The 19,715-nt window shown below is 48.0% G+C and carries 18 protein-coding genes; 14 read left to right on the top strand and 4 right to left on the bottom strand.

Translation table 11 applies throughout. The annotated features are described in order from the left end of the window. The first annotated feature begins 215 nt into the window (after positions 1 to 215). The 3 genes from ACKTR5_RS02805 to ACKTR5_RS02815 all read left to right on the top strand — a co-directional run bounded on the left by ACKTR5_RS02805 (position 216) and on the right by ACKTR5_RS02815 (position 3,438). Positions 216 to 548 (top strand): toxin-antitoxin system HicB family antitoxin, encoded by a 333-nt coding sequence (locus tag ACKTR5_RS02805; protein ID WP_407878994.1) that lies wholly within the window; start codon positions 216 to 218, stop codon positions 546 to 548. A gap of 18 nt (positions 549 to 566) precedes the next feature. After that, positions 567 to 1,385, top strand: coding sequence for an SPFH domain-containing protein (locus tag ACKTR5_RS02810; RefSeq protein ID WP_407878996.1), 819 nt, complete (start codon positions 567 to 569; stop codon positions 1,383 to 1,385). 280 nt (positions 1,386 to 1,665) lie between these two features. Continuing rightward, a complete protein-coding gene (locus ACKTR5_RS02815) occupies positions 1,666 to 3,438 on the top strand; it encodes an ABC transporter ATP-binding protein (protein ID WP_407878998.1) in 1,773 nt (590 codons plus the stop codon). Between the two features lie 286 nt (positions 3,439 to 3,724). Here ACKTR5_RS02815 and ACKTR5_RS02820 read toward each other — a convergent pair whose 3' ends face one another. After that, on the bottom strand, positions 3,725 to 4,411 hold the full coding sequence (locus tag ACKTR5_RS02820) for a hypothetical protein (RefSeq protein WP_407879000.1): 687 nt from the start codon (positions 4,409 to 4,411) through the stop codon (positions 3,725 to 3,727). Positions 4,412 to 4,773: 362 nt separating this feature from the next. Here ACKTR5_RS02820 and ACKTR5_RS02825 point away from each other — a divergent pair, with 362 nt between their 5' ends. From ACKTR5_RS02825 to ACKTR5_RS02835, 3 genes are all read left to right on the top strand, one after another. After that, positions 4,774 to 5,346, top strand: a complete 573-nt coding sequence (locus ACKTR5_RS02825; RefSeq protein ID WP_407879001.1) for a sugar O-acetyltransferase — start codon at positions 4,774 to 4,776, stop codon at positions 5,344 to 5,346. A 41-nt stretch (positions 5,347 to 5,387) separates the two neighbouring features. Continuing rightward, on the top strand, positions 5,388 to 6,974 hold the full coding sequence (locus tag ACKTR5_RS02830) for a BCCT family transporter (RefSeq protein ID WP_407879156.1): 1,587 nt from the start codon (positions 5,388 to 5,390) through the stop codon (positions 6,972 to 6,974). A gap of 252 nt (positions 6,975 to 7,226) precedes the next feature. Beyond that, positions 7,227 to 7,451 (top strand): hypothetical protein, encoded by a 225-nt coding sequence (locus ACKTR5_RS02835; RefSeq protein ID WP_407879003.1) that lies wholly within the window; start codon positions 7,227 to 7,229, stop codon positions 7,449 to 7,451. A 141-nt stretch (positions 7,452 to 7,592) separates the two neighbouring features. Here ACKTR5_RS02835 and ACKTR5_RS02840 read toward each other — a convergent pair whose 3' ends face one another. After that, a complete protein-coding gene (locus tag ACKTR5_RS02840) occupies positions 7,593 to 7,811 on the bottom strand; it encodes a hypothetical protein (protein WP_407879004.1) in 219 nt (72 codons plus the stop codon). Between the two features lie 230 nt (positions 7,812 to 8,041). On the opposite strand from ACKTR5_RS02840, the gene ACKTR5_RS02845 reads away from it, so the two are divergent. The 8 genes from ACKTR5_RS02845 to ACKTR5_RS02880 all read left to right on the top strand — a co-directional run bounded on the left by ACKTR5_RS02845 (position 8,042) and on the right by ACKTR5_RS02880 (position 16,828). Next, complete coding sequence (locus tag ACKTR5_RS02845) at positions 8,042 to 8,509, top strand: MarR family winged helix-turn-helix transcriptional regulator (protein ID WP_407879006.1); 468 nt, start codon at positions 8,042 to 8,044, stop codon at positions 8,507 to 8,509. Continuing rightward, positions 8,509 to 9,231, top strand: coding sequence for an HhH-GDP family DNA glycosylase (locus tag ACKTR5_RS02850; protein ID WP_407879008.1), 723 nt, complete (start codon positions 8,509 to 8,511; stop codon positions 9,229 to 9,231). The genes ACKTR5_RS02845 and ACKTR5_RS02850 overlap by 1 nt, the downstream gene beginning before the upstream one ends. Beyond that, positions 9,228 to 9,722, top strand: a complete 495-nt coding sequence (locus ACKTR5_RS02855) for a hypothetical protein (RefSeq protein WP_407879010.1) — start codon at positions 9,228 to 9,230, stop codon at positions 9,720 to 9,722. The genes ACKTR5_RS02850 and ACKTR5_RS02855 overlap by 4 nt, the downstream gene beginning before the upstream one ends. 318 nt (positions 9,723 to 10,040) lie before the next feature. Next, complete coding sequence (gene tyrS / locus ACKTR5_RS02860) at positions 10,041 to 11,291, top strand: tyrosine--tRNA ligase (protein ID WP_407879011.1); 1,251 nt, start codon at positions 10,041 to 10,043, stop codon at positions 11,289 to 11,291. Positions 11,292 to 11,473: 182 nt separating this feature from the next. Beyond that, entirely contained in the window at positions 11,474 to 13,003 is a 1,530-nt protein-coding gene (locus tag ACKTR5_RS02865; RefSeq protein ID WP_407879013.1) for an ABC transporter permease/substrate-binding protein, read from the top strand. 1 nt (position 13,004) lies between these two features. After that, the gene (locus ACKTR5_RS02870; protein ID WP_407879015.1) at positions 13,005 to 14,006 is read left to right on the top strand and encodes an ABC transporter ATP-binding protein; all 1,002 of its coding nucleotides are present in this window, start codon (positions 13,005 to 13,007) and stop codon (positions 14,004 to 14,006) included. 85 nt (positions 14,007 to 14,091) lie between these two features. Then, on the top strand, positions 14,092 to 15,411 hold the full coding sequence (locus ACKTR5_RS02875) for a dihydrolipoyl dehydrogenase family protein (RefSeq protein ID WP_407879016.1): 1,320 nt from the start codon (positions 14,092 to 14,094) through the stop codon (positions 15,409 to 15,411). 250 nt (positions 15,412 to 15,661) lie between these two features. After that, complete coding sequence (locus tag ACKTR5_RS02880) at positions 15,662 to 16,828, top strand: cation:proton antiporter (RefSeq protein ID WP_407879018.1); 1,167 nt, start codon at positions 15,662 to 15,664, stop codon at positions 16,826 to 16,828. A gap of 45 nt (positions 16,829 to 16,873) precedes the next feature. Here ACKTR5_RS02880 and ACKTR5_RS02885 read toward each other — a convergent pair whose 3' ends face one another. Then, on the bottom strand, positions 16,874 to 17,344 hold the full coding sequence (locus ACKTR5_RS02885) for an Rrf2 family transcriptional regulator (protein ID WP_407879020.1): 471 nt from the start codon (positions 17,342 to 17,344) through the stop codon (positions 16,874 to 16,876). A 46-nt stretch (positions 17,345 to 17,390) separates the two neighbouring features. Beyond that, on the bottom strand, positions 17,391 to 19,700 hold the full coding sequence (helD, locus tag ACKTR5_RS02890; protein ID WP_407879021.1) for an RNA polymerase recycling motor HelD: 2,310 nt from the start codon (positions 19,698 to 19,700) through the stop codon (positions 17,391 to 17,393). Positions 19,701 to 19,715 lie beyond the last annotated feature (15 nt).

Here is a 19,715-nt window from a genome sequence, read left to right on the forward strand (position 1 = left end):
AGATGAGACGAGGCCTGCGCCTTATTTCGCGGTTTCGGCAGTCAGAGCCAGAAGGACTGCGACGGGGCCATCGGCAGATTTTTTGATAACTCGCTTAAAAGCGCATATTATGAGGATCCCAAGAGCAGAAAAACATTGTAAAAGTGCCTCGATAAAATTACAATATCAGTTTGATATCATTTCGATATTAAAAGTATCAATTAAGGAGGCTGACAATGGCCGACAATTCACAGGAAAAGCGGTTCTTACTGCGATTAGATCAGTCGCTGTATGACAAAATCGCTTCGGCAGCGCAACGCGAAAATCGGAGTGTCAACGCCCACATTGTGACACTACTTGCGGCGAGCGTTGACCAATCGACGTTTGAAGGCCGGCAAATTATTGGTCAAACAATTAGTGGTACAGCATTAAATGCTCAAAACGGGTTGGTGGCACTATCCGGAATCTATTATCGGTATTTGATTGATAATAATGATCCAATCGATGCGACGGCCCGATACATGGTTTTGGAAAATCAGGGTAATATTTTGACGTTAAAACGTCTTTAAATTAAGGGGGAGCTCATTATGTTTGGATTTAAGGTTGTTCCACAGAATAATCAGGGGTTGGTGGAAACGTTGGGTCGCTACCGGCAAACGGTGGAGTCGGGGTTTCATATGTATATTCCGATCGTGCAGAAAATTCGTAAAGTGAGTTTGGCCATGGAACCGTTGGCATTACCAAACTACTCCATTATCACCAAGGATAATGCAGATGTGTCTGCCAGTTTAACGCTGAATTTTCACGTTACGGATGCGGTGAAGTACCAGTATGAAAATACAGATTCAGTTGAATCAATGGCACAGCTTGTTCGGGGCCACTTGCGGGACATCATTGGGCGGATGGATTTAAATGAGGCACTAGGATCCACAGCCAAAATTAACCAAGAATTGACTTTGGCTATTGGTGATTTGACGAATACGTACGGAATTAATGTGGACCGAATTAACATTGATGAACTGACGCCATCCAAGGCAATTCAAGCGGCCATGGATAAACAATTAACGGCGGACCGGGAAAAGGTTGCGGCCATTGCGCAAGCTGAAGGGGAGGCCCGGTCCATTCAGTTAACAAATAAAGCTAAAAATGACGCGTTGATGGCAACGGCCACTGCCGAAGCCACGGCAACACGAACCCGTGCGGATGCTGAACGCTACCGAATCGATACGGTGCAAACGGGGTTAACCAACGCCGATGATAAATATTTTGAAAACCAATCGATCAATGCCTTTTCACAACTAGCAAGTTCAGAAACGAATCTTGTGGTGGTTCCAAGTGATGGGGCGGCCGACTTCGGTAAGCTACCCGTCGTTGGGAAGCTGTTACAACAAGGCGCTGATAAGTAAGGGGTAACAGAAAAACGGTGATAATGGTCTACGTGATCTAGGAATAATTAACAGACGTGACGCCTTTCCAATCATTGGGAAGGCGTCATTTTTGTGTGATGAGGTTTTTAGGAGATGATAAGTGACACGGAGCGGGCGCACCAATAAAAAATAGTTAGGCAGCGAAATATTTTCTCCGAACGTGTTGACTTCCAGAAGCAAGGTGATTATAGTAATGGTCATTCAGTTAGGTGCCTAATTTTTATGAATCTAACAAATTAAACGATCGAGGCAAGTAGACATGATGCGTAGTTTACCAACGGGGGGCCAACGAAACGGCCGGACCGCAACAGAAAGCTTTAGTTGGGGTGAATTTTTTAAGATTTTAAAGCAGGCGCGACCAAATATGGCGATGCTGATCATTGGGTTCCTAATTAGTCTAGTGGGGACGGGAATCGGGTTGGTCATCCCCCTGTTTACAAAAGGATTGGTGGATCACTTTTCACTGGCACACCTGAGTTACACACTGGTGGCCGCCCTGGTTGGGGCGTTTATTCTGCAAGCCATCGCAAGTTGTGTTTCTAACTACATGATGGGTTACATGGGTGAACAGGTGGTCATGAAGCTACGAAAACTGGTGTGGGAAAAGCTGCTTCATTTAAGCGTTCCATACTATGACGACCACACAACGGGCGAACTTGCGAGTCACCTCGTGAATGATACAACCGTGTGGAAATCACTGATTGTGGACCAACTACCATCGTTTGTCAGTGGAATTGTGTCGATGGTCGGTGCCGTCGTTATTCTGCTGGTGATGGACTGGCGGATGACGATCATTATTTTACTGGCGGTGCCGGTTGTCGGATTGATTATCGCCCCAATTGGGAACATGATGCGGCGGTTATCCATTCAATTACAAACACAAACGGCTGATTTTAACGGGATCGCAACCCAGACGCTCAGCGAAATTCGACTTGTGAAGTCCTCAAACGGGGAAGCAAACGAAACAAAGCGCGGCAACGCAGGCATTGAGCACTTGTTTAAGACAGGTGTTAGTGAGGCCAAAACGATGTCTGTCATCAGCCCATTAATGCTCTTAGCCATGATGGGCATGATGGTGGCGGTTATTGGTTACGGCGGTGTTCGGGTCAGTGAAGGGTCGTTATCCATCGGAACAATGGTTGCCTTTTTACTGTATCTGTTTCAAGTGATTGCACCCGCAACGCAATTTGCTCAGTTCTTTAGTCAATTGCAGAAGACGAAGGGCGCAACGGTTCGGATCGCCGGAATTTTGGATGCAGAACCAGAACAAGCCGATCAACAAAAAGAAGTTGATGTGAGCGGGCAAACGTTAAGCATGGACCACGTCACGTTTGGTTATGAAAAGGACCAACCAATCCTGCACGACATGAGTTTTACGGCTCATCCAAACCGAACGATTGCGTTTGTCGGTCCAAGTGGGGCTGGGAAATCAACGATCTTTGCGTTATTGGAACGGTTCTATCAACCCACGAGTGGAAAAGTTAAACTGGGAAACCGTGATGTGGCGGATATTTCGCTGGCTTCATGGCGCAGTCAAATTGGGTATGTGGCTCAGGATAGTGCCATTTTGGTCGGAACCATCCGGGATAACCTGACGTATGGATTAGACCACCCGGTCAGTGATGATGAGTTGTGGCACGTGCTTGAATTGGCCTTCGCAAAGCAGTTTGTTGCCGAAATGCCGGCACAATTACTGACGGAGGTTGGCGAACGAGGTGTGAAGTTATCCGGTGGTCAAAAGCAGCGGTTGGCGATCGCGCGGGCGTTCTTACGCGATCCAAAGATTTTGATGTTGGATGAAGCAACCGCCAGCTTGGATAGCGAATCAGAGGAAATGGTGCACCGGGCCTTGAATAACCTGATGAAGAACCAGACGACGTTAATCATTGCCCACCGGTTATCGACGGTGGTCGATGCTGATAACATTATCTTTGTGGAACACGGCACGATCACGGGCCAGGGAACGCATAAGGAATTGTTGGCAAGCCATGATCTGTACCGGGAATACGTAAAGGAACAGTTTAAAAATTAAAGAGCGAAACAAAGCGCGTTTAGGCTTGCTCAGGTAACGCAAATAGCCCCCCATGGACGGGTTGATGTCCATGGGGGCTATTTGCGTTAGATGAGACGAAGGCTGCGCTTTGTTTCGCGTTTATGGCAGCTAGAACAAGAGTTGCATGGACGGTTGATGTCCATGGGGGCTATTTATGTTAGATGAGACGAAGGCTGCGCTTTGTTTCGCCAGAAAAAATGAAGGTTACACAAAAATAACAGCCACTGCCATAATTACGGCGGTGGCTGTTATTTTAAGATAATGATTACTTTGTTTCAGCTGCCTTAAGGAGATCGTCACGGTGACCCATTGTGGCTAACTCGCTTAATGCGTTAGAAGGCGTGTGGTCAAAGGCCTTTTCACCCTTTGCTTGTGTGCCCCAAACACCAGATGAGAATGGTGTCTTGTAGTCATCCTTTGACTTGTTTTGGATGGTAACAACGTACTTGCCGTTAGATTCCTTGACCGTTGCCTTTAAGAACATTGAAGTCTTTTCGTACTTCAACGTGCCATCATCAGCGGTGACTGATTTAACGGTTGAAGCGTCGGGTGCTGCAAACAACCCGATTTCGTTAGTAATGTCTTTAGTGGCACCATTCTTGAAATCAGCTTTGGTTAGCTTGATCCCATCTTCGGAAGTGGGTGCAAAGTACCAGCCCTTAGCTGCGGAAGCGGCGTGCATAAATGCAAAGTGTAAATAGGTTGAATCGCCCTTAGCCATTGTGGCTTTAAACGTGACCTTTTTACCAGGCTGAGTTGCGCCGACAACCTTTTTGTCCTTGCTGTTATATGAACCAACAATGGCACCTGTCATCTTGGTCGACGTTTTGTCGGCAACTTTAAACGTGGTTGCATGAGTTGAATCAGCGCTAACACTTGCTGTTCCAACTGTTGCTAGTGTCAATGGCAATACCGTTAAAACTAACCCTGTAACAATTTTACTCTTCATCATAATAATCGCTCCTTTTCTCTGCCTCAGTGACGTTATGCTGACGTCAATAATGGCGAAAACAAAAATAATTTACGTAAAAACGAATGAAGGCTTCCCCAAAAAAACTGAATGAGTTTTGTCTTACTTGCATCGGTTTTGCTAGATTCAATTTGAATCTGCATAAAAGATACTCGAAATTTTGGACGAACACAAAGGATTGTACTTACTTTTTTCAAGCCGATTTATGCATGGTAGAATCGGGGTTTGACCGGGAAAATTAAATTAGTCAAAATGGCGACGGCTGGTGCGGCGCTAGTAATGAGCGGGCACCGCATCCAAAACCAATTTTGCATGAAAATGAAAACAGTGCTAGCGTTAAATCTATGAAAACTTTGAAAACGGCCCGGGCGTTAATGACGGCGGGGGAATCCTATAACCAATTTGATCCGGAATTAATTGCACGACGGAAATTGATTCGACGGGTGTTACCGCCAATCAACGCAGAGGCAGATGATGGTAAACGAAATCATGGCCTTCAAGAACTGTTAGCAGATAGTGGTCCGGATTTTTTTGTGGAGAGCGACTTTAAGTTTGATTATGGTTGGAACATTCACATTGGGGACCATTTCTATGCAAACTACGACAACACGTTCTTGGACACGTGTCCGATTACGATTGGCGCCCACTGTTATTTTGGCCCGGACGTTGGTCTGTATACGCCAATTCATCCATTGGATCCGCACGCTCGAAATGCGGACGTTGAATTAGGCGCACCAATTACCATCGGTGACAGCGCGTGGTTAGGTGGGCACGTCACGATTCTACCTGGTGTAACGCTAGGCGATAACGTGGTCGTTGGTGCCGGTTCGGTGGTGACGAAAAGTTTCGGCGATAACGTGGTGTTAGCTGGCAATCCGGCCCGGATCATTAAAACGATTCCGGTGGCTGATAATTAATAAACCACATTGGTAAAATTAAGCAATTTCTAGGAGGGTAAATTATTTTAAAGCGTCAAAATGTCGATCGAACTGTCTTTGTACCAACCATGGTCCTTTTCGGACTGGTTTCGTTGGTGTTGATCATTGGCGGTTCAGCCGTTCAGCAAGCCATGAACGCGGTTTTGAATTTCCTCACCAGTCGGTTGGAGTGGCTGTATCTTCTCGTGTACATCGCCAATTTCATTTTCTTTATGGGGTTGGCCTGGTCGAAATATGGGAAGATAACGCTTGGTAAACCGGGGCAAAAAGCCGATTACAGTGGTTTTCAGTGGGGAAGCATGGTCTTTGCGACGGGAATTGACGCTAGTATCCTGATGCTGAGTGCAACGGATCCGCTGCAATACCTCCAGCACCCGGCATTTGGTGCGAAACCCATGTCATCAGCGGCTTACGTATACGCAAGCGTGTGTGGCCAGTTTAACTGGGGCCCCATGGCGTGGATGATCTTTGCGACAGCGACCATTGCCATCGCGTACGCCATGCATGTCAAGCAACTTCACGTTCAGCGATTAAGTGCTGCAATTCCAGCATTACAGGGCGCAAACGTTGGGAAGAAAACGTTACGGCAGGTGATTGATTTTCTGGTGATTTTTGGAATCATGGGCGGAATTGGTTCTTCCATCGGGATGGAAATTCCGGTGATTGCAAAGGTGTTGAGCGTGATCACTGGCATTCCAGACAACATGGGGTTGAAGCTAGCCCTGTTTGGTGTTTTGTTCATCCTCTTTGCGTTAACCGTGTATGCTGGGCTGAATAAAGGAATCAAAAAGTTATCAGCTTGGCACATTTACCTCGCCATTGGCTTTTTGATCATTGTATTGTTAGTTGGCCCCACTATGCGTTTACTGGGCGGTGAAGTTCAAACATTGACGTTGATGGGCCAGCACTTTATTGCCATGTCGTTTAACCGGGCCAGTACTGGTGGTAACACGTTTGCTCAGCACCAGACCATGTTTTACTGGGGCTGGTGGCTATCGTACATGCCGGTAATGGGATTATTTATTGCCCGAATTTCGCGAGGAAAGACGATCCGCCAGGTCATTGTTGGCATGCTGACGTATGGTGTCGGTGGTTGTTTGAGTTTTTACGCAGTGTTGGGTGGCTACGCGTTGTGGTTACAACAAACTGGTGCAGTTGATCTCGTCCACATTTTGAACGGCCAGGGGCAGGCAGCGGTGCTTGCCGCCATCATTCAGACGTTACCGTTAAAACTTCTGATGTTGATTCTGTTTTGTTTATCATGTTTCGTCTTTTTGGCCACCACAATTTCGTCATCCGCATTTATCGTGTCCTCGTTTACCAGTTTGGAATTGACTGGTAAACAGCAACCGACAAGGTGGAACCGGATGGCGTGGGTTGTGATTTTTATCCTCTTTTCACTGGGGATCGTGTTGGTGGGCGGCTTTGAAACGGTCCAAGCGATTTGTACCGTGGCCGGTTTTCCACTGATTTTTGTGGCCGGGCTCCTTCTACACGCGATTTATCAATATGTGACCACAGATCCATCGGTCAAACGTGCCAGTCGGTTGGCGCCAGCCAATGCGCTTCGTGAGCAACTACGAAACACACTGTCTGAAAGTAAATAGGTTGTAAACGAAAAGAGTCCCACCGTTTTTGAACTAATTGTTCAGTGACGGTGAGGCTCTTTGTGATTAAATGTGGTGCGGCCGAACCGAATCAGCTTATTGGAAAATAACTATAAAGGTGAGAACGGCAATAGATTAAGGATTGAGTGGGGAAATGATTAACGGTAGTCAATTAAATTTAATGAAAGCGTTCACATTTTAAGTAAGATTTGCTAAACTGATTTTGTAAATAAGTGATTGGGGATGAGAAGAATGAAGATTACAAATGCTGAAGAATTTTTACCACAACTAAAAGGTGTTTTACGAGGCTCGTTTAGTGATGACCGTGAACTTGTGGGTGGCGTTATCACACGGCTACAAGATTCGGATACGGTCCACTACGGGGTTACGCGGTGGCGGGCCAAGGATACAACAGACCATGAGTTTACGTTTAGAAAAAATGAAGACGGGACGTACACCTATTTATACAAACACTAAACACGTTAAGACGACGTTTAGCCAGAATCATCTTTATTAAGAACTTGCAATTATTCTATTTTAAAAACACATTCAAGTACGACAAACGACGACCTTTCCGAAAAATTTCCGGAAAGGTCGTCGTTTTGATTTGGTGGTCAATTAATCCTTACGTAACTCCCACAACGCGGTTTTGTAGGTTAAGGGCCGACTTCGCCGCCGGGTAATGATGACCGCCGTTGCAGACTGCTGTTGCCGGGCATTGGGAACGTAATATTGGGGGGCATGTGGTTGGTGGTCTAGGTCCACGAGGGCGATGGCTTCGCAGTCAGGAATTTCGTGGCGTTGATTGGTTTCACGATTGACTAGGACAACGTGCATGACGGTCACCCCGACTTTCAATAAATTGTTGGTGCTGGAACCCTTTTAGTCAGTGTAGCACGCAATTTTTTCGGGCTTCAACTTAACCGCCTAGGAGCGATGGCAAAAAAAGAAGTCCGTTGATAATCAGTAAAAAAGGCCGGACTGGCAGGAATGAAAAGAAAACGTTAAGCGAGGCTTATGTTATTCGTGCGACAATGCTAAGATAAGCCTACGAGGTAATGGTAATCATGACAAAAGAAGGATTGGTAAAGGAAATTTCGGGGCAGTTGCTGACCCTCGCCTCCGAAACAGATCAACCGGATCGAGAACATCAGTGGATGATGGCGCACATTGATGACGAAACTCTTGTGCAGTTGATTCCGCAACTATCAATGTTAGCCCTCCATTTTTTGGCGGCATTACAGGCTGGTCCTCAAAACGGGCGGCCATTAGCGGATCAGCTGGCTGTCACGCGTGGCGGAATATCGCGGGTTGCAAAACGCCTAGCAAACCTAGGGGTGATCGTCATGCGGAAACGGCCTGAGAACCAGAAGGAAGTTTTCTATGAGTTAACGGCAACGGGGATGACGATTGCGACCTGTCACGCGGCCATGCACGCGGAGATTGATCGTGAAAACGCCGAGCGAATGGCCCAGTTTTCGGAGGCGGAGCTAACGGTGATTAACCGGTTCTTGAAGACCATGGCGGACGCATAATGGCAGTTACTGAGGCAGTAACGCGGCTGGCGCTGATTCGTCGTGATTATGAACAGCACCGCCCAACAACGTTTATTGGTGACTTCGACTTGCCAACTGATACAAAGACGGGACTATTAACCAACCACCTTGCACTCCTGTGTGGGGTGATTGCTGATCAGTCAATGGCAGCGAGCAAGGCGTGGCAGTTACCCGCCCAATTATGTCAGCGAACGGGCCAAGCTGAATTGACGGCGGTATGGTTGGCAACGCATGAAACCACCATGCTGGCTGCAATTCAGCAACGGCCGGCGCTTCACCGGTTTCCAACAACGATGGCACACTATTTAAGTGAACTGGGCCGTCGACTGGTAATGGCGCATGACGGTGATGCAGACGCGTTGTTAGCCGTGACGGACTATCAAACATTGTTAGACCGGTTACAGCCATTCTTGGGCGTTGGGTTAAAAAAGGTGAACGCATTATTACTCATTTTGGTACTGGATGAGCACCGACACTTAACGGGGTTAGAAAACTCGCAAGCGTTGTATGACGGGCACCTCCAACACATTTTGGGCGACGAGCTGAATCAACGAATCACCCAAAAAACGGCAACGACATGGTGTCAAAAAATTGATCCAACCTTTCCGGCACAGGTTTCGCCGTATTTATGGCGACTTGACCGGGCGCACGAAACGTTACAAGATGTAGTTGAACGGCAAACTAAGGAGGCACCCATATGAAGGTGACACACCGTAATTTAATTTCTGAACCAGAACGTCAATTATTTGGTTTACCCTACAGTAAGCAGAAAAATGGGTCATATAACTATGCATGGCTTGACTGGGAAATGACCGATAAGTTTAAAAAACTGGAAACCATTAACAAACCGTTGGACCCAGCAAAAATTGGCTTGCTTGTGTTTGATGGGGATGAACCGACATACTGGATCGGAAAATGGTTCCGAAAGGGTCAGCAAGTACCTGAAGGCTTTCAAGCCATCACGGTTCCAGCAAGTTCAGCAGCCGTTGCGTGGGTAAACGGGAATCCTGATACTGGCGACATTTTTGGTCAACGGGCGATGGAAATGGCTAAGAAAGAGTTGATTCTCCGCCACCTGATGACGGATGCAGACTGGGACAATTTGGCCTACGCGTACGAACGGTATGACCCAGCCCGGTTCCAACCAGAAGAAAACCCCACCACACTGGACTACGTTTTCTACGTCAACTAGAGCGTGCGCTGGTTGACAAGCGTTTTAGGGGTTAGTACAATAAATACCAATATAAATAGTGAAAACGTGATTGGCCGTGTGCTAATCAAGTAGGATCGTTAATCCCTGTAAAGAGAGCTAGTGGACTGTGGAAACTAGTCACATTAACGGTGTGAAATACAGCGTTTGCGCTCACTATAACGGTGCATCGCGGTTATCGATGCGTTGAGTGGTCACCAAACTGGTGATAACTTGGGTGGTACCGCGGAAAATTTTCGTCCCTTGCAGTGATTGCAGGGGACTTTTTTTGTACCGCTAATTAATGAGGAGGAAGTATAAATGAACATTATTGACGAACTAAAATGGCGTGGTGCCATTAACCAAACCAGTGACGAAGACGGGCTCCGTGAGCTAACAACGAAAAAGTCGATCGGTCTGTACTGTGGGATCGATCCAACCGGGGACTCCATGCACATCGGTCATTTGATTCCGTTCATGATCTTGAAACGGTTCCAACTGATGGGTCACAAACCAGTAATCGTTATTGGTGGTGCAACAGGGTCCATCGGGGATCCATCAGGGAAAAAGGCTGAACGGGTGCTGCAAACGATGGACCAGGTTCAGCATAACCAGGAGGCCTTGAAGGGCCAGATGGTTCGGCTCTTTGGTGAAGACCAGTTCCGGTTGGTCAATAACTACGACTGGCTCTCAAAATTATCACTATTAGACTTTTTGCGTGACTACGGGAAACTGTTTAACGTGAAGACCATGCTGAACAAGGAAATCGTGGCTTCACGGTTGGAAGTGGGGATTTCGTTTACAGAGTTCACGTACCAAATTTTGCAGTCCATTGATTTCTTGACGCTGTACCGTGAACATGATGTTCAACTTCAAATCGGTGGTGGTGACCAGTGGGGCAACATCACAGCTGGCCTGGACTTGATTCGCCGGGTCGAAGGGTCAGAGGCCGAGGTCTTTGCGCTGACCATTCCGCTGTTATTAAAGGCTGATGGAACAAAGTTTGGGAAGTCCGAAGGGGGCAACATTTGGTTGGACCCTGAAAAGACAACACCGTACGAATTTTACCAATTCTGGTTGAACCAAGAAGATAATGACGTCGTGAAGTTCTTACGCTACTTTACGTTCTTAGATGAAGCTGAGATCAATGAACTGGCTGACCAAGTAAAGGCAGAACCGTGGAAGCGGACGGCCCAACGGCGGTTAGCTGAAGAAGTGACCCGGTTTGTTCATGGTGAGGATGCGTTAGCGCAGGCGCAAAAGATTACGGATGCCTTGTTCTCAGGGAATGTGAAGGAACTGACGGCTGACGAAATCGAACAAGGATTTAAAGCCTTCCCAAGTGTTGAAACAACATCAGCTCCCCAAAATGTGGTGGACTTTTTGACGGAAAGTGGCATTGAAAAGTCACGCCGCCAAGCGCGTGAAGATGTGACAAACGGGGCCATTACCATCAATGGTGACAAGCAAACGGACCTTGAAGCCGTGGTCGATCCCAACGCAATGTTTGACGGGAAGTTTGTGATCGTTCGCCGGGGAAAGAAGAAGTACTTCCTTGCCCGGATTCAGTAAGAGCGTCTTGTTGGTGATTGAAAAAAGGTAAGTTTATAATACACACCGAACATGGTGTGTATTTTTTTGTGGCCTGAACATTGGCCCTTGTTTGACAAACATACGTTCGGGTTGTATTCTTGTCATCACAACATAATCAAATTAGTGAATTTCATTGTTAGAAACCGAGGTATAGATTAGCTATGGATGCTTTTATTCAGACATTAGTGGATCGGCGGGGCGCGCTATTAACGGCACTAGGTCAGCATGTTGAAATTTCAATTATTTCGCTGTTAATTGCCATGGCCATTGCAATTCCACTGGCCATCTGGGCCACACACCACCGGCGGTTTGCTTCCGTGATGCTTCAAATTGCGGGTGTTTTGCAAACCATTCCGTCACTTGCACTGCTGGGATTATTGATTCCCCTAGTTGGGATCGGGACGATTCCGGCAGTTATTGCGCTTGTGATTTATGCGCTGTTACCAATTTTTCAAAATACATACATCGGGATCGATGAAATTGACCCGTCCATCGAAGAAGCGGCAACGGCATTTGGAATGAGCCAAATGCGGAAATTGTTTAAGGTGGAACTCCCAATGGCGGCTCCAGTGATCATTTCTGGTGTTCGGCAAGCCTTGGTAATGATTATTGGAACTGCAACCCTGGCAGCCTTGATTGGGGCCGGCGGATTAGGGACTTTCATCTTACTAGGGATTGATCGTAACGATACAATGCTGACCTTAATCGGAGCATTGAGTTCAGCATTGTTAGCCATTGTTTTAAGCTGGCTGATCAACCGGTTAGAGCACGTTCGGCCGCGCTATTTGATTGCGGGGCTCGCTGTGTTACTGGTGGGGTTCGGTGGTTTTGAAGGGTATCGGATCGCCCAGCAGCCAAAGGATAACATCGTGATTGCCGGGAAGATGGGCTCTGAACCAGATATTTTGATCAATATGTATAAGGACTTAATCGAACAGGATAATAAGCGGGTGCACGTCACGTTAAAACCAAACTTTGGGAAAACCAGTTTCTTATTTAATGCGTTAAACCACAATCAGATTGACATTTATCCTGAATTTTCAGGCACCGTCTTGGAGAGTTTGGTTAAGAATCCGCAAAGTGATAAGGGCTTAACGGCGACCGAAACTTATACGGATGCTAAGAAGGATCTAAGTCAGCAATTTGACCTGGATTACCTGAAACCAATGGCTTACAACAATACGTTTGCCCTCGCCATTCGAAAGAGTGACGCTGATAAGTGGGACGTCCACAGCATTAGCGATTTGAAGACGGTCGAGAGTCAGTTGAAGCCTGGGATGACCCTGGAATTTATTGATCGAAGTGATGGTCTGCCAGGCATTAATAAGACCTATGGGCTTAATTTGACGGCTAAATCTATGGAACCCAAGCTTCGGTACGAGGCGATTCATAACGGCGACATTAACGTTGTGGATGCTTATTCTACGGATAGCGAGTTACGTCAGTACGACTTGACAGTCTTGAAGGATAACAAGCACTTCTTCCCAGCCTATCAAGGGGCGCCCCTGATGAAAGCGGCCCTCGCAAAAAAATATCCGGGCATTGTGAAGAGCTTGAACCAACTTTCCGGTAAAATTTCAGAACAAGATATGCAAGAAATGAACTATGAAGTGAACGTTCAGAAGAAATCTGCAAAGAGTGTGGCCCACCACTACCTTGTGACGCATCACCTATTGAAGGAGGGCCGTTAAGATGACAGAAACAGGAAAGCATTCAGAACCGTACATCCGGTTTGAACACGTCCAACAAACGTTTAACGGGAACCTTGTTATTCCTGATTTAAACCTCACCATTAATCAGGGTGAACTGTTTGTGTTGGTTGGGACCTCTGGGAGTGGGAAAACGACGACCCTAAAGATGGTTAACCAACTGCAACCGCAAAGCGGCGGGAAGATCTTTATTAAGGATCAAAATATTGCCGAAACAAACCTGCAAGAACTACGGTGGGACATTGGGTATGTTCTTCAACAAATCGCGCTGTTTCCGACCATGACGGTTGCACAAAACATCGCGGTGATCCCAGAAATGAAGGGGGTCAAACGTGAGGAAATTGACGCCACGGTTGATCGATTGTTGACGCAGGTGGGGTTAGATCCGGCAACCTATCGTGACCGGATGCCAAGCGAACTGTCCGGTGGTGAACAGCAGCGAATCGGGATCTGTCGGGCCATTGCCTCCGAGCCACCGGTGGTGCTCATGGACGAACCGTTTTCTGCGTTAGACCCGATTTCGCGGACCCAGCTGCAAGACCTTGTCCTTCACTTACACCAAGTTCGGCATGACACGATGATCTTTGTGACCCACGATATGGATGAGGCCCTTAAACTTGGGGATCGGATTGCCGTCATGAACGATGGTGAGATTCTGCAAGTGGATACACCAGAAAACATCGCCCAGAAACCGGCAAATGATTTTGTGGAACGGTTCTTCTCACAAAGTGTGGCCAAAAATGTTGACGATGTGTACGTGGGTAAATTGGTGATGATGGGTTATGCCATGACCACATTGCCGGCCGGAAAGACAGCGCCGACGGACATTAGTTCAGACCAAACACTCAGTGATGTTTTTGATGATTTAAATCACAGTGAGTACTTGAGGGTCATGGATGGCGAGCGTCAGGTGGGATACATCAACGCCGCTAACGTTGTGGCGTATCTTAGTGCCCGCCACAACGAAACGAGTTCCCCAGCGTAAAACAGAATGTTTGGGGGAATCTGAGTGATTCGTTACACTTAAAAGTAATGATGGTTTGGAGAAGATAACAGAAAGGATGATGGGAATGACTTCATTTGATCAGTTAGTAATTGGCGGTGGCCCAGGTGGGCTTGCATTAGCCGAGGGGCTCGCCTCAGCGGGCCAGCAAGTGGCGATTGTTGAGGAAAATCTGTGGGGAGGAACGTGTCCAAACAGAGGCTGTGATCCAAAGAAAATCTTGTTAGCCGCTGTGGAAGCTAAACGTGCCGCAGAACAGATGGCGGGCCACGGTTTAACCGGTGTGCCCACCATCAACTGGACTGATTTAATGGCCAAAAAGACGGCTTACACTTCAACTGTTCCCACGGGAACCCTTGCAGGTCTTCAGCAAAGCGGTGCGACGACCCTGAACGGGCACGCACAGTTCAATGCAGATGGCACTGTCCAGGTGGGGACCGAAACGGTGAGCGCCAAGACGATTACCTTAGCAACCGGTCAACGACCAGCCCGGCTCACAATTCCCGGTGCAGACCACATCCAGACCAGTACGGACTTTTTAAACTGGCAGACGCTGCCAAACCGAGTGACGTTTATCGGCGGCGGGTACATTGCCTTTGAACTCGCTGACATCGCTAATGCGGCCGGGGCAGATGTTCACGTCGTTTTGCATAATGATCGGCCGTTAAGGGCCTTTGATGCAGATCTTGCGGATGATTTAGTGGCGCAGTTGACGGCGGCAGGCGTTCACTTTGACATGAACATTGCTGTTGAAGCTGTTACCGCGACAGATGATGGGCTGACACTGACCGCGGCGGACGGGTTTGAATTAACTACGGATGCCATTGTTGGGGCTACGGGCCGGATTCCTAATGTGGACACGTTGAACCTTGACGCTGTGGGTGTTGAAGCAAATCGGCATGGGGTGGTTGTTAACGACCATTTACAGACAACTAATCCACAGATTTATGCACTGGGAGATGTTGTGGCAAAGCGTGACGAGCCCAAACTAACGCCGGTTGCCGGATTTGACGCCCGCTATTTAGTCGGTGAGTTAACGGGTGCCACCACGGCACCAATTTCATATCCAGCAATTCCAACCGTAGTCTTTGGGGCACCCAAGCTTGCGGCAGTGGGTGTAGCCATTCCGACTGCACAGGCCGACGATACATTACGGGTCACAACGCTTGATATGACGCACTGGTACACGTATCAGCGAATTGAGGAGGCCACGGCACAGGCCAAAGTGGTTACGAATGCCCAGGGGCAAATTGTTGGGGCAACGGTCCTTAGCAATTTAGCGGACGAGATGATCAATTACCTAACGTTAGTGGTTAACAAACACCTAACGCTCGACGATGTCATCATGGCGTACCCAACACCGGCGTCAGATCTAGTGTATTTATAGTTGTTAACAAGTAAGCCTGATTACAAATGGCCTTTTACAAGGGCGTTTGTAATCAGGCTTTTTTGTGGCGCTGAGGGTCGCTGTGAAAGCAAATTCTTTGCATTTACCGGTTGGTGATGGGTTCCTTAAAGGTGACTGGTGGAGTAGATCCGTATTATAATGGAATGCAAGTTAGGGTCCGTTTTAATGACGAGTTGAACTTGGAACCGGGTGATGTGGCAGACATCCGAATAAAGGAGTCGTAAAGTTAATGGCGTTTATTGGCACACTGATTTTAATTCTGGTAGCGACGACACTTGCAGGGCACTTGTCGGCGCGGATCGGGATTCCAGCGGTCATTGGTGAACTATTGATTGGGATTGTGGTTGGCCCGGGGGTTCTCGGGTGGGTTCATGAATCACTTGTCTTAACCCAGTTTGCAAACATTGGTGTTATTTTACTGATGTTTATGGCGGGACTTGAAAGTGATTTAGGTCGGCTTCGAAAGTATCTGCGGCCTGCATTGGCGGTCGCGGTGTGCGGGGTCATCTTGCCAGTTGCCTTAATGGGGGCGACGAGCTTCCTGTTTGGGTATGGTTGGACGGAGGCTCTCTTCATTGGCGTCGTCTTCTCCGCAACTTCGGTCAGTATTTCCGTGGTGGTCCTGCGTGAATTTAACGCGTTGGATTCACGTGAAGGGGCAACCATTTTGGGTGCAGCCGTCGCCGATGACATCTTAGGCGTGCTGTTACTAAGTTTGATGGTGTCACTGATCGGTGGGGCAACACACGGGGCCTCAAACAGCCTGGGCGTTCAGTTGGTCTTTCAGGCGGCGTTTTTTGTGGGTGCGTACTTGTTGGTTCGGTGGATTGCACCGATGCTAATGCGTCTGAGTGAACGATTACTGATTCCGACAGCCCGGACAGTCACGGCCGTGGTCATTTGTTTAGGAATGGCGGCGTTAGCCGAACTCGTGGGGCTGTCTGGGGCGATTGGCGCCTTCTTTGCTGGAATTGCAGTGGCCCAAACACCGGTTAAACAAGCAATCGATGACCACATTGAACCAATCAGTAACGCCTTTTTTGTCCCCGTATTTTTCGTTAGTATTGGCCTAAACGTTTCGTTTACGCACTTTGTCGATTCATTACCATTCATCTTATTAATGACCATTTTGGCCGTTTTGACAAAATGTTTGGGTGGGGAAATCGGTGCCCGCCTGACTGGTTTTGACCGGCCAAGTAGTCAGGTTGTGGGAACCGGGATGATTGCCCGCGGCGAAATGGCCTTGATTACCGCACAAATTGGGTTCAACGCCCATTTGTTGGCGCGTGGCCTGTATGTGGATATGATCTTTGTCATCGTGTTGGCAACGTTGGTGGCGCCACTGCTCCTTCGGTGGACGCTGGCGCGTCAACATGCGGCAGTTAAAGACAATTAAAAATCGTGCTCACTTTAGTGAGCACGATTTTTGTTTATTAGCACGTTATTTATCTTCGGTCAGCCGCGTAAAGTGGCCGTGGTTGGTCATGTCTTCTTTAAGATCGGTCATGGTAAACCGGTGGTAGAACTTACGGTAGTCTGCGTCGGCTAAGGTAAAAAGGTCGGTCAGGGTCTCACTAATATTAGCTGAGATGTCGTTAGCGTCAGGCGTATCCGTGGCTAAGCCCTTTGAATCACCGGTAATAAAGCGCGCATAACTGATGGTTGGTGGAATCGTTAGGTCGTAAAGGTCACCAACGTTCATGCTGGAAAGGGCTTGATGAAGCAGATAGCCACCGTTTTTGCCCACTGATCCCTCAATGTAGCCCTGTTTATGAAGAACGGACAGAATGTTGCGAATCATGACGGGATTCAAGTGTAATGATTTGGCCAGTTCAGCGCTCGTAACCTTGCGGGGACTGTGTTCATCCAGGTAAAGCAGACTGTGGACAGCGACGGAAAAATCTAGTTTCATAAGGGCCTCTTTCTAATTTACGGTGACTTTTGCACCGTAAATGTGGTTATGACAATTCGTGCTCGATGGATAATAATTCAGGGGTCACCCCCGTGATCAGTGGACTGGCTTCACCGACACTAATTAACACCAGATGGTGCATGGCCCGGGAGGCAATGGTGTATAACGCGCCGATGGATGATTCATCTGGGTAAGTATCATGAGAAACATCGTAAGCAATGACCGCGTCAAACTCCAATCCCTTCGCAAGGTACACGGGAAGGACAACCACGCCTTGTGGCAGTGTTCGATCCGCATCATTGAGCAGGGTCACAGGCACATGTCCGTGGAGTGATTGATAAACGTTACGTGCATCCGCCAAATCCTTCGTTAAAACGGCGACGGTGCCAAATTCAGCCAGCTCGGCCTCGGCAGAACTTAATGTGGCCTCTAGGGCGTCGACTTCATTATACCGCAATAAAATTCGGGGCAAATCGCCCGGACGGTTAAAGGCCTGAATTTGATCACCATCCGGGAGAAGGTCCTTAGCAAAATTGGTGATGGGCAGCGTCGACCGGTAACTACGGTTCAATGAAATGAGGTTTGGTCGTTTCGCGTTAAAGGCTTCAGCCAACCGGTCCATTAATACGTGTGGTTCTTGAAGCGGATTAAAGAGGGCCTGCTCACTGTCCCCAAGTAACGTAAACTTAGCCCGTGGAAAGGCATGGTGCAGGTAGCACATTTGTGCCAAAGAATAGTCCTGCATTTCGTCGACAAAGATGTAGGCGATGCCGCGATTTTGACCACCACCGGTAATGAAGTCCCGTAAAAAGAGGAGTGGTGCTGCGTCACTTAGCCCTAACTGGTGGTACTCAACGGCCATTGCCACGTCCTGACGGTGCTTTGCCCAGTTGGCCGTTGTGACAGTCGTTGGGGTCACCGTTTCTAAGAAGTGGTCGTACTGACGGTAAATATCCAGAAAGTAGTTATTGTAAAGGGCGTCGTAGATGGTGCGGTACCGGCGGCGAACAATTTCACGACTGGCGTAGGCAATTTCTGCATCAAGCGTTTTAAACTTTCCGTCATGGTTAATGAGAAGATCGTGGTAACGTTCCTCATCAAGGGTGTCCAGCTCAGTGCGCACCCAATCTTCCTTGGCATCGGTCCGAATCCGTGCCTTTAATTGTTTGATCAGCACGTTTTTAGTGGCTAAGAACCGGTCAGCGGTCGCCGCGTTTTCGGGCTGGTCAGCGTAAATGGCCGCAATTGCTTCCTTTGTGAAGAAGAGACGCCCGTCTAATAAGATGTCTGCAAACTTTAAGTTACCAGTGCCGATCCGGTGACTGTAAGCCGTCACGTCATCGACTAATTGTGTGCTTTCAAGATAGTCACGCACGTCAGCTGTAACAGGATTGATGTGTTGTGCGTCGGCCTCGTAGCGTTCGAACAAACTTTGAACGGTGATGCCCTGCAATCGATGGCTAAGGAATTCAGCCAGGGTGACCTGCCGCATGTTGCGTTCACCAAGACTAGGTAGCACCTCTGAAATGTAGTGACTGAACAGGCGGTTGGGCGAAAAGAGCACCATTTGATCGGCTTGCAGTTCGCTGCCACCGCCGTTACGACTATGGTAAAGCAGAAACGCAATTCGCTGTAAAATGGCGGATGTCTTCCCAGAACCAGCTACGCCCTGAACGACAAGTAAGTCAGACCGTGTATCACGGATGATGTCGTTTTGTTCCTTTTGGATCGTTGCAACAATGTTTTGCATCACGGCGTCGTTTTGCTGACCAAGAACCGCCTGAAGCATTTCGTCGCCCACCGTCTCGTTGGTATCAAACATGTTTTTGATCTGACCATTTTGAATGGTGAACTGGCGTTTTTTGTTCAACGTGGTGTGTTGGGGACCGGCTGGCGTTGTGTAAGTCACATCGCCCAACGTACCGTTGTAGTAGATACTGGCAATGGGGGCCCGCCAATCGTAAACGAGGAAATTTTGGTCAGGGTCAGTGAGCGAGAAGGTACCGATGTAGAGTGATTCGTCGCTTGTGTCACCAGCATCGCGAATGTCGATTCGGCCAAAGTAAGGTGAGGCGTGAAGCTCCTGAAGGTTTCCGAGTTGCTGTCTGATCGTGGTTTCATTTGTGACGGCAAGGTATACTAACTGCCGCTGTTGTTGCAGTTGTGCGTTCGTTTCCATGGCGTCATCGATTTCAAACGTATTGACCGACGCATTATCCGCGTAGTTTTTTTGAATGGCGCTTGTTTCATCATGCGCGCGGGTCAACTGCTTTTCACTTTCTGTGAGTTGCCGGTCAATTTCAGCCATGACGTGATCAACACGTTGTTGTTCTTGCTGACGATCTTTGTTTTCCATTCCATGGCCCTCCTG

The sequence above is a fragment of the Furfurilactobacillus entadae genome, assembly GCF_045862745.1.
Lineage (GTDB): Bacteria > Bacillota > Bacilli > Lactobacillales > Lactobacillaceae > Furfurilactobacillus > Furfurilactobacillus entadae.

Excerpts from the sequence above, each read along its gene's own strand:
- ACKTR5_RS02805 (WP_407878994.1), top strand. The coding sequence starts at position 216 with ATGGCCGACAATTCACAGGAAAAGCGGTTCTTACTGCGATTAGATCAG.
- ACKTR5_RS02810 (WP_407878996.1), top strand. The coding sequence starts at position 567 with ATGTTTGGATTTAAGGTTGTTCCACAGAATAATCAGGGGTTGGTGGAA.
- ACKTR5_RS02815 (WP_407878998.1), top strand. The coding sequence starts at position 1,666 with ATGATGCGTAGTTTACCAACGGGGGGCCAACGAAACGGCCGGACCGCA.
- ACKTR5_RS02820 (WP_407879000.1), bottom strand. The coding sequence starts at position 4,411 with ATGATGAAGAGTAAAATTGTTACAGGGTTAGTTTTAACGGTATTGCCA.
- ACKTR5_RS02825 (WP_407879001.1), top strand. The coding sequence starts at position 4,774 with ATGAAAACTTTGAAAACGGCCCGGGCGTTAATGACGGCGGGGGAATCC.
- ACKTR5_RS02835 (WP_407879003.1), top strand. The coding sequence starts at position 7,227 with ATGAAGATTACAAATGCTGAAGAATTTTTACCACAACTAAAAGGTGTT.
- ACKTR5_RS02840 (WP_407879004.1), bottom strand. The coding sequence starts at position 7,811 with ATGCACGTTGTCCTAGTCAATCGTGAAACCAATCAACGCCACGAAATT.
- ACKTR5_RS02845 (WP_407879006.1), top strand. The coding sequence starts at position 8,042 with ATGACAAAAGAAGGATTGGTAAAGGAAATTTCGGGGCAGTTGCTGACC.
- ACKTR5_RS02850 (WP_407879008.1), top strand. The coding sequence starts at position 8,509 with ATGGCAGTTACTGAGGCAGTAACGCGGCTGGCGCTGATTCGTCGTGAT.
- ACKTR5_RS02855 (WP_407879010.1), top strand. The coding sequence starts at position 9,228 with ATGAAGGTGACACACCGTAATTTAATTTCTGAACCAGAACGTCAATTA.
- tyrS (WP_407879011.1), top strand. The coding sequence starts at position 10,041 with ATGAACATTATTGACGAACTAAAATGGCGTGGTGCCATTAACCAAACC.
- ACKTR5_RS02865 (WP_407879013.1), top strand. The coding sequence starts at position 11,474 with ATGGATGCTTTTATTCAGACATTAGTGGATCGGCGGGGCGCGCTATTA.
- ACKTR5_RS02870 (WP_407879015.1), top strand. The coding sequence starts at position 13,005 with ATGACAGAAACAGGAAAGCATTCAGAACCGTACATCCGGTTTGAACAC.
- ACKTR5_RS02875 (WP_407879016.1), top strand. The coding sequence starts at position 14,092 with ATGACTTCATTTGATCAGTTAGTAATTGGCGGTGGCCCAGGTGGGCTT.
- ACKTR5_RS02880 (WP_407879018.1), top strand. The coding sequence starts at position 15,662 with ATGGCGTTTATTGGCACACTGATTTTAATTCTGGTAGCGACGACACTT.
- ACKTR5_RS02885 (WP_407879020.1), bottom strand. The coding sequence starts at position 17,344 with ATGAAACTAGATTTTTCCGTCGCTGTCCACAGTCTGCTTTACCTGGAT.
- helD (WP_407879021.1), bottom strand. The coding sequence starts at position 19,700 with ATGGAAAACAAAGATCGTCAGCAAGAACAACAACGTGTTGATCACGTC.